Origin of the sequence: Myxococcus sp. CA005, from assembly GCF_006518205.1 — a bacterium.
GTDB lineage: Bacteria > Myxococcota > Myxococcia > Myxococcales > Myxococcaceae > Myxococcus > Myxococcus xanthus.
The window spans coordinates 1-7,927 of record NZ_SRLV01000161.1 but is presented as its reverse complement, the minus strand read 5'-3'; the positions used below and the strand labels follow the sequence as shown (position 1 = coordinate 7,927).

The following is a 7,927-nucleotide window of genomic DNA, read 5'->3' as shown; positions in this document are numbered from 1 at the left end:
CAGCCGCCCCGCCCGAGCCAGCCCCCCGCCTCCCATCTTCCTGCTGGGGATGGATGGGAGGCGCGGGCGCCGGCCTGGGAGCCTGGCTTTGGCGGAGGCGACGAAGGTCGCCGAGCGCCTAGCGGCAACTCCTGTCGAGCACGTAGCCGACGTACATGGACGTATTCGCGCTATCCACCACGAGCCCGCGGAGATAGCCATTTGCGCCACAGCCGAAGGAATACTCGGGCAGGTTGCCCACCGTGCAGCCGTCGTTCTTTCCGCCCACCTTGGGCATCACGGTGAGCGTCCCCGTCTTGAGATTCCGGCACGACAGCACAATCGTCGACAGGTTTTGCGCACTGCACCACGTCTGATTGGGCGCTCCACTGGCCCAACCGTTGATTCCGGTGACCTTCTGGACAACTTCGCCGGCTGCGCAGTCCAGGGTGAAGGAATCACCATTCGTGCCCCCAATCGCGGGGGCGCTCGTGGCGGCACCGATGATCCTTCCGGAGTCGAAGCGGGCACAGCGCATCCCGAGCGCGTCCAACCAGGCGCCTTCCCGCCCGTGGATTCCGACCGCCACCTCGTCGTCCCCGCACGTGAGGACCTGGACGGTATCGTTCTTCTCGCACTTCGTCCCCGTGGCATCGCGCAGATACCCGGGCTTGCAGGTCCAGGGGCAGTTGGCCTGAGCAGCCGTCGGACTCGTATACACCGCGTTCGCGGGTGCGTTCGTGCAGGCGTTACGAGCATTGGAGTTCGCGGGAGACCAATACCCGATGCCCACGTCGACACAGACACCATTGGAGAGGTACTGGCCCGCATCGCAGAGGAACGACACACAGCGGTGGGGACTGGTCGACGTATCACACTCCAGACCCGCGGCGCAGTCGCTCTGCTGGAGACACACCTTTCCGCGAGAGCATGGAGCGCAGGGTCCCCCGCAGTCCACGTCGCTCTCATCCCAGTTCTTCTCACCGTTATTGCACTGCGCGCCAAAGCAGACCGGACCGATGACGGGGATTGGAGCACAGTACATCTGGTACCCCTCCTGCTGCAGCACACAGTCGGAGTTCTGCTTGCACTTCTTGCCGCTCCCGCAACGTGCACAGATGGAGCCGCCGCAATCCACGTCCGTCTCGTCGCCGGATTTCATGCGGTCCTTGCAGCGAGTCGGGACACAGAAGGTGCCGTCGCTTATCTCGGACTCGCAGTCCCCCGCCACCGCGCATCGTGCTTTCACCTTGCACTTCGCGCAGTCATTTCCACCGCAGTCGATGCCGCTCTCATCGGCGTCCTTGACACCCGTGTTGCAGTGGTTCTGCACGCACGTCCCAAAATCGACTCCGGACGCCACGGGCTTCTTGCAATACCCGGATGCACAATCCTCGGGGCGAATACAGCCCTGCTTGTTCCCGCAGGGCTTGCACTTCGAACCGCCGCAGTCGATGCCCGTTTCGTCTCCGTCCACGACACCATTGGCGCAGTGGTTCGCCGCCGAGCACTTGCCCGCGTTGCAGTACCCGAGCGCGCAGTCCGAGTTGACCAAGCACTTCTTACCCTCGGCGCAAGCGCTGCATGAGCCGCCGCCACAGTCCAGGCCCGTCTCACTCCCGTCCCGTACCCCGTTGCCACACGTGTTCGAGCAATAGCCCAGGCCGTCGTTCAGGCTGAACTTCATCTCCAAGAGCTTGAACTGATGGTTGTAGACCTCGAGGGGACCAATGTCCCAGCCGAGGTCCACACCGGAAGAGCCCAGGTAGCTGGTTCCTGGAGGCTGAATCCGCCCCCCCACCTGGACACCGAGGTTGCCGTCGAGCCCCAGCGTGATGTCCGCCTTGGGCTTCTTCGCCTCGCAGCGCGACGCGTACTTCGCAGAGGCTACCAGCGACGCGCGGACACCAGCGTTCATTCCGAGCGCGTCGTACACGTACACGTTGATGCGGGGAATGAGCCCGCAGACAACCACGAGGCTGCCTTCGCCGGTCACCGTGATGTCGGTGTTCTTCTTCTTCTCGAACTGGGCCGGCGTCGTCGTCACCTCTCCGTTCTCATAGCGAGCCTCGAACTTGAAGGTGGTGTTGTGCTCGAAGCTCACGTTCGCCTTGACGCCCGCCTTCGCCTCGAATCCACACTCGAGATCAACCTGGAGGGTCTGGGTCAGGACGACCGGCACGGGCCCGGCGAAGATGGTCTGCACCGCCGGCTTCGTGACGAGGATGTTGCGCTTCCATCCACCCGCGGGCCGCATGTCCGGATGGCCCAGATACTTCTGTTTCGCCTGGGCGAGGACGTCCTCGGCGAACTTCGTTCTCTCCGCGAGCTTGTCCTGGAGCTTCTTGCCCGTCAGGCCGTCCGCGGATTCAATCTTGGCGTTCAGGATGGCCTCGACATCGAGTTTGAGCCTGGACTTGCTATCCACGTTCAGCCACATGGAGGTCGATTGGCTCCCTCCCAGGATGGGAGGCACCTTCACACCCACCTGCACACCCGGGTTGAAGGAATAGTCCACCGACGAGTTCCCCGTGCCCTTCAGGGAGAGCTTGATTGGGGTCTTCCCCGCCTCGTTGAAGCTCTTCTCATACTCGAGCTTGAACAAGGCGCTCGAGTAGTTGTTCTTGATTTCGGGTTTGATCTCCACGCCCGTGGTAATCCCCTCGACCGTCACCGCCTTCCAGACATCCACCGCCGCGGCAGCCACCGCCTTGGCCGCGCCGCCCAGTGCATCTCCCACCGCGGTGATCGCGTTCCAGATAGAGCCCAGGAAGGGGTCTCCGGGGAGCGCCGGGTCCCCTTCCTCCTCGGCTTCGGGCAGCGGCTCGTCGTCGGGATTGCCCTCCGCCCTGGGAGACATGATGTTCGCGTCGACATACAGGTGCCTGGCGGCCCAATCGAGGTCGAGCTTCGAGATGTCGACGGTCTGCACTTCCGAGTAGTCGAACGTGAACTGCATCTCCCCCGTGACGATGTCCTGGAGAGCCACGGCTTCTGTCTCGACGACGAGGGTGTCATCCACCTCGGTAACGGAGACGACCCGGCGAGCGAAGCCGAGAGGATTCGCTCCCGGGCCATCGCTCGGCGCCGCCACCACCACCTTCCCTTCTTCCCAGAGCAGCACCTCGGGGTGGTCCGCCTTCGGGAAGATGAGCGTGTCCGGCCGGACGACGACGTTGCGCGCCTGCGCCTCCGTGACGACCTCCACCCAGGGCTGGGGTTGAAGGTTGTTGTAGTCGGGCTCGAACTGGGGCTCCCACACGAGGCTGTCGAGGTCCTCGTGAGGACTCTTCGCCGTAAACGTGTCCGGGTTGTCCTCCTCGGGGGTCGTGTCGCCGCACGCACCTGCCAACAGGAAAGTGACGACCAGCGCCAGTCCCAGGGGGGAACAGCGACTCATCCAGGGACGCTGCGAACGCCTTCGCTTGAACATCGTTTCTCCAGGAGGGGAAATGTTCGCGCCTCAGCAAACGCCGTTCCAAAGGGCAACCGCCGCGTTTTCGCACCTGGGAGGCCACGAGGACGTGGCTTGACGTGTCAACGGCACGTCCATGACGCGGCGTCAAAAGCGCACATGAAACGCACGCGCCTGTCCGAGCGATGCCTGCTGCGCGTGGCCGCGAATCGCCGAGGGCCTGCGCGGCACGGGCAAGGTGGGCATGGATGACGGCATGAGCGCCAGCGTGCCCATGCGTCGATTTCCTTGCCCTCCGACCCGGTCCCGGTCCCGGGTGGGCGCGACGCAGCCGCAACGCGGCTCGGCGCTCCTGGCAAATGCCGGAGCCACAGGGTCCACACTCCGCGAGATCCGCCCGGAAGCGAGCGGCCCGCTCACCGACGTTCCCCTTTCGAGGCCCTCCCGCGCTCCGTCATGAACCAGCGCGACAGCCTCCGCGGTCCACGGACGACTTCTCCCTGACAAGGCCCCCCGTGCGACGCGCCTGCCGGGGCGTGGAGACCGCGCCCCCGGGGAGTAGGCATGCCTCCGCATGGAAACGACTGGCACTGGCGTTGCAATGTCTCGCGGCGAGCCGTCCACGTCCGAGTACCAGTACAACTACACGTACGTCGCTCCGCTCGCGCTGGCCCAGGAAGTTTCCTTGAGCCATCGGCCCACACTGGAGTGGTGGGGACAGACCATGGAGCACCTCCCGCACATCGTGAACAACCGCCCACACTGGGTCCAAGAGTAGGAGCAGCGCAAGAACGGGGGCTCGGCGCCGCCACTCCATGCCCCTGGCCCGAAAGGCATTCAACTGAAACCGACACCTCGCGGCAAATCCTATCACGCCGCCAGCACTTGACTTCCCACAAGAAGATTCATTTCATTTACAAATGCCAAATCAAACTCCGGAATACCAATCCTGCATCCAGAGCTCAGAGAAAGTCTCCTGGCGTCTTGATGACCTATTGCCCAAGGACACCGTCCTGGATTTCAGCCACCGGTTCCTTTCGGATGCGCTGACGGGCGCGGAAGCCATTCCCTTCCTGAACGCGGAGGAGCGGCTGATGCTGAATCACATCCGCTCCAACAGCTATGCGCACCTGTTCCTGTTCCTGGAGGAGTACGCCGTGGCCCTGGCCGCCCAGCGCGCCAGCCTCGAGCTGCACGGGAACGCGACGCACATGCGCGCGCTCCTGCGCTTCACGGAAGAGGAGCTGAAGCACCAGCAGCTCTTCGCGCGCTTCACCGGCGCGTTCGCCCGGGGGTTCAAGGTCGTCCCTGCCCTGCTCGACAACCACGTCGAGGTGGCGCGGGCCATCATGGCGAAGTCGAATCTGGGGGTGCTCATCTTCAACCTGCACCTGGAGCTGATGACGCAGCAGCACTATCTGGAAACGGTCCGCGGAAACAATGCCGAGACGCTGGATCCGCTGTTCTGCAACCTGCTCAAGCACCACTGGCTCGAAGAGGCGCAGCACACCCGGCTGGACTTCCTGGAGGCGCAGAAAATCCTCGCCCGGGAACCCGACACGCTGGACGAAGCCCTCACGGAGTACGCGGAGCTGCTCCAGGCACTGAGGGGGACGTTGAACGCCCAACTCGCGCTGGATCTCCAGACGCTGGAGAAGGCGGTGGGGCGCACGTTCACCCCGGAGGAACACAAGCACCTCGCCGAGTCCCAGGAGCGTTCGTATGTCTGGGGCTTCATCGGAATGGGAATGAAGGCGCCCCTCTTCCTCTCACGCCTGCGCGCGCTCTCCCCCATCGCCGAGCAGCGCATCCTGGAGCTGGCGCCGACGTACTACTGTGATTGAGGCGGGCTTCGGGACCGCCGCCTCGCCGTGACAGTCCGGACGGGCCGCCCCCCTTCCGAGGCTGGGGGCGACCAAAGTGTGCGGGCTCCCCGCGATGCTGACGGCCCATGCTCCTTTCGTCGCGCGCGTCGATGCCGGGCCGAATCACCACATCGGCTCGCTGCGCGCTACGATTTCGGCCACGAGCGCGTCCTCGGTCATCGCCTCTGATTGAAGCGCCACCGCCGGCGTAAACCACAGGCAGCCTCGCCCATTCATGAGTTCGGTCACCGCACGCGGCACGGCCCGAACTTCGTGTTCTCGACGAGCGGGACTGGGAGGTCCTTGAACAACTGGCTGCATCTGCTCAAGAGTTCGTGCACCCGTCGAACGACGGGGGAACGGCGGTGTTTCTCACGGGAATGCTCAGAGACCTGAGGAAAGTGGCCCTCCGGATTGATCAATCCCGACACCCGTGGCGTCCAAGCGGGCGCACCATGACGCCGCCCTCGCACAGGCATGACGCCTCCGCGAGAGGCGTCCCACCTCAGGCCCACGCCCCATGTGGAAACTCCATCTCGTCCCGCTTCTGTGTCTGCTCACCACCACTACCAGTTGCACCGAGCCGCCCGCTCCCCTCGCCCATGCGGTCCCGCGCCAGCGTCCCATTGCGAACCGATACATCGTCGTGCTCCGCCCGGAGGCCCGCGCCGCATCCCAGGGGCCCCAGAAGACGCGGGAGCACGTGTCGAACCTCGCCAAGACGCATGGCGCGAAGGTGCTCCACACCTATGCGCATGCGCTCCAGGGCTTCTCGGCGGAGCTGGACGACGCGCGCTTGGAGGCGCTGCGCGCCGACGAGCGCGTGGCCTTCATCGAGCAGGATGCATGGGTGCGCCCGCTCGTCACGGCGGAGACGGTGGCGTGGGGCCTGGACCGCGTGGACCAGGAGGACCTGCCCCTGGATGGTCTCTATCGCCCGGCGCTGAGCGGCGCGGGTGTCCACGCGTACGTGCTCGACACGGGCATCCGCTCCACGCATGCCGAGTTCCAGGGACGCCTGGGCGAGGGCTTCGACGCGGTGGACCCCGACGGTGGCGCGGAGGACTGCGACGGGCACGGCACCCACGTCGCGGGCATCCTCGGTGGCACGACCTGGGGCGTGGCCCGGGCCGTGACGCTGCATCCCGTGCGCATCCTGAACTGTGACGGAGAAGGCCCCCTGTCGGGCATCATCGCCGGCATCGACTGGGTCGCCGCCCATCACCAGTCCCCCGCGGTCGCCAACCTGAGCATCGGGCTGGAGGTCTCCGAGGCGCTGGACCAGGCGGTCCGCAACGTCGTGGCCGCCGGCGTCACCGCCGTGGTGGCCGCGGGCAACTTCGGCGTCAGCGCGTGCGACGAGTCTCCTGCTCGCGCGGCGGAAGCCCTCACCGTGGGCGCCACCAACGTGGAGGACTCCCGCGCGTCATTCTCGAATCACGGCCCCTGCGTCGACCTGTACGCGCCGGGCGAGGACATTCGCTCCGCCGGCATCGCCAACGACACGGCAAGCGAGGTCTTCTCCGGTACCTCCATGGCCACCCCTCACGTCGCCGGCGCCGCCGCGCTCTACCTGGAGATCCACCCCACCGCCACCCCGGCCCAGGTGATGGACGCGCTCGCGGGCGCCGCCATCTCGGGCCGCGTGAAGAACGCCGGGCCGGGCTCCCCCGACCTGCTGCTCCAGGCGGGCTTCCGCCGCTCGACGGGGGACGTCCACCGCCCCTGGGCACACGTCGCAACGCCCTTCCCCTGGAGCACCGTGCGCGCCACCTCACGTGTGCGGGTGCTCGCCTGGGACGATGCGGCGGTCCGGCGCGTGGACCTCTGGGTCAACGGCCTCCTGCGCGCCAGTGACGACACCCACCCCTTCGAGCTCGACTGGGACACCCGGGAAGAGCTCAACGGCCCGGCCACCCTGGAGGTCCGCGCCTACGACACCGCGCTCAAGGCCTGGCGCGCCGCGCCCATGACGGTGACGGTGCGCAACCCCGACATCGCCGACTTCGATTCGACGCTCCAGGCGCCCCGCTGCGCCACCCTCGCGTTCGCGTGCGACACCGGCGTGCTCGTGCGCGGCATGGGCACCGTGGGGCCAGAGCGCCATGCGCCCAACACGCTCGGCGCGAGCTGTGCGGATGGCATCGATGGCACCTACCTCATCACCGCGACGCTGGAGGGGCTGCGCGTCTCCAGCCAGGACGGCGGCCCTCTCACCGCCGGCAAGCCGGTGAAACTCACCGCGACCGCCTTCGGCTTCTTGCCCTTCCTGGAAGCGGTGGACCTCTTCCATGCGCCCGACGCGCGCAGCCCCCAATGGACACATGTCGCCCGGCTCCCGCTCGAAGAGACAGGGGCGCAGGAGCTATCCACCACCTTCACGCTGCCAGAGGGAGGGCTCCAGGCGATTCGCGGCATCCTCGGCACCCATCCCACCCCGGTCAGCTGCGCCCCGGGAGCCTGGACAGACCACGACGACCTCGTCTTCCCCGTGGCCCCCTCGAGTCGCTGAAGGCCCACGGCAGCGCGCCGTTGTCGCCAGTGGGAGCGCGTCGTGTCCCCGCGTCGCGGGAAGCGTGAGCTTGCGAGGCCCCGGGCTCAGATGTAGCCACGCATCAGAGGGATGGGGGCCCTGTTGAGGGGGAGGGAGGGTGCAGAGGGGCCGAGG

The 7,927-nt window shown here is 66.3% G+C and carries 5 protein-coding genes; 3 read left to right on the top strand and 2 right to left on the bottom strand.

Going from position 1 to position 7,927, the window contains the following annotated elements:
• Window positions 1-118: 118 nt before the first annotated feature.
• Both FMQ63_RS36420 and FMQ63_RS38510 read right to left on the bottom strand, forming a co-directional pair.
• Window positions 119-3,379: a hypothetical protein gene (locus FMQ63_RS36420; RefSeq protein ID WP_225909434.1), complete on the bottom strand. Its 3,261-nt coding sequence runs from the start codon at window positions 3,377-3,379 to the stop codon at window positions 119-121.
• A gap of 162 nt (window positions 3,380-3,541) precedes the next feature.
• Complete coding sequence (locus FMQ63_RS38510) at window positions 3,542-3,670, bottom strand: hypothetical protein (RefSeq protein WP_020477816.1); 129 nt, start codon at window positions 3,668-3,670, stop codon at window positions 3,542-3,544.
• Between the two features lie 298 nt (window positions 3,671-3,968).
• On the opposite strand from FMQ63_RS38510, the gene FMQ63_RS37690 reads away from it, so the two are divergent.
• The 3 genes from FMQ63_RS37690 to FMQ63_RS36410 all read left to right on the top strand — a co-directional run bounded on the left by FMQ63_RS37690 (window position 3,969) and on the right by FMQ63_RS36410 (window position 7,771).
• Entirely contained in the window at window positions 3,969-4,172 is a 204-nt protein-coding gene (locus FMQ63_RS37690; RefSeq protein ID WP_011555377.1) for a hypothetical protein, read from the top strand.
• 142 nt (window positions 4,173-4,314) lie between these two features.
• Window positions 4,315-5,238, top strand: a complete 924-nt coding sequence (locus FMQ63_RS36415) for a hypothetical protein (protein ID WP_011555378.1) — start codon at window positions 4,315-4,317, stop codon at window positions 5,236-5,238.
• Between the two features lie 667 nt (window positions 5,239-5,905).
• Window positions 5,906-7,771: a S8 family serine peptidase gene (locus tag FMQ63_RS36410; RefSeq protein ID WP_020477819.1), complete on the top strand. Its 1,866-nt coding sequence runs from the start codon at window positions 5,906-5,908 to the stop codon at window positions 7,769-7,771.
• The last annotated feature ends 156 nt before the right edge of the window (window positions 7,772-7,927 follow it).

Bases quoted from the DNA above. Each gene is read 5' to 3' on its own strand.
- FMQ63_RS36420 (WP_225909434.1), bottom strand. From the start codon at position 3,379: ATGAGTCGCTGTTCCCCCCTGGGACTGGCGCTGGTCGTCACTTTCCTG.
- FMQ63_RS36415 (WP_011555378.1), top strand. From the start codon at position 4,315: ATGCCAAATCAAACTCCGGAATACCAATCCTGCATCCAGAGCTCAGAG.
- FMQ63_RS38510 (WP_020477816.1), bottom strand. From the start codon at position 3,670: ATGGGCACGCTGGCGCTCATGCCGTCATCCATGCCCACCTTGCCCGTG.
- FMQ63_RS37690 (WP_011555377.1), top strand. From the start codon at position 3,969: ATGGAAACGACTGGCACTGGCGTTGCAATGTCTCGCGGCGAGCCGTCC.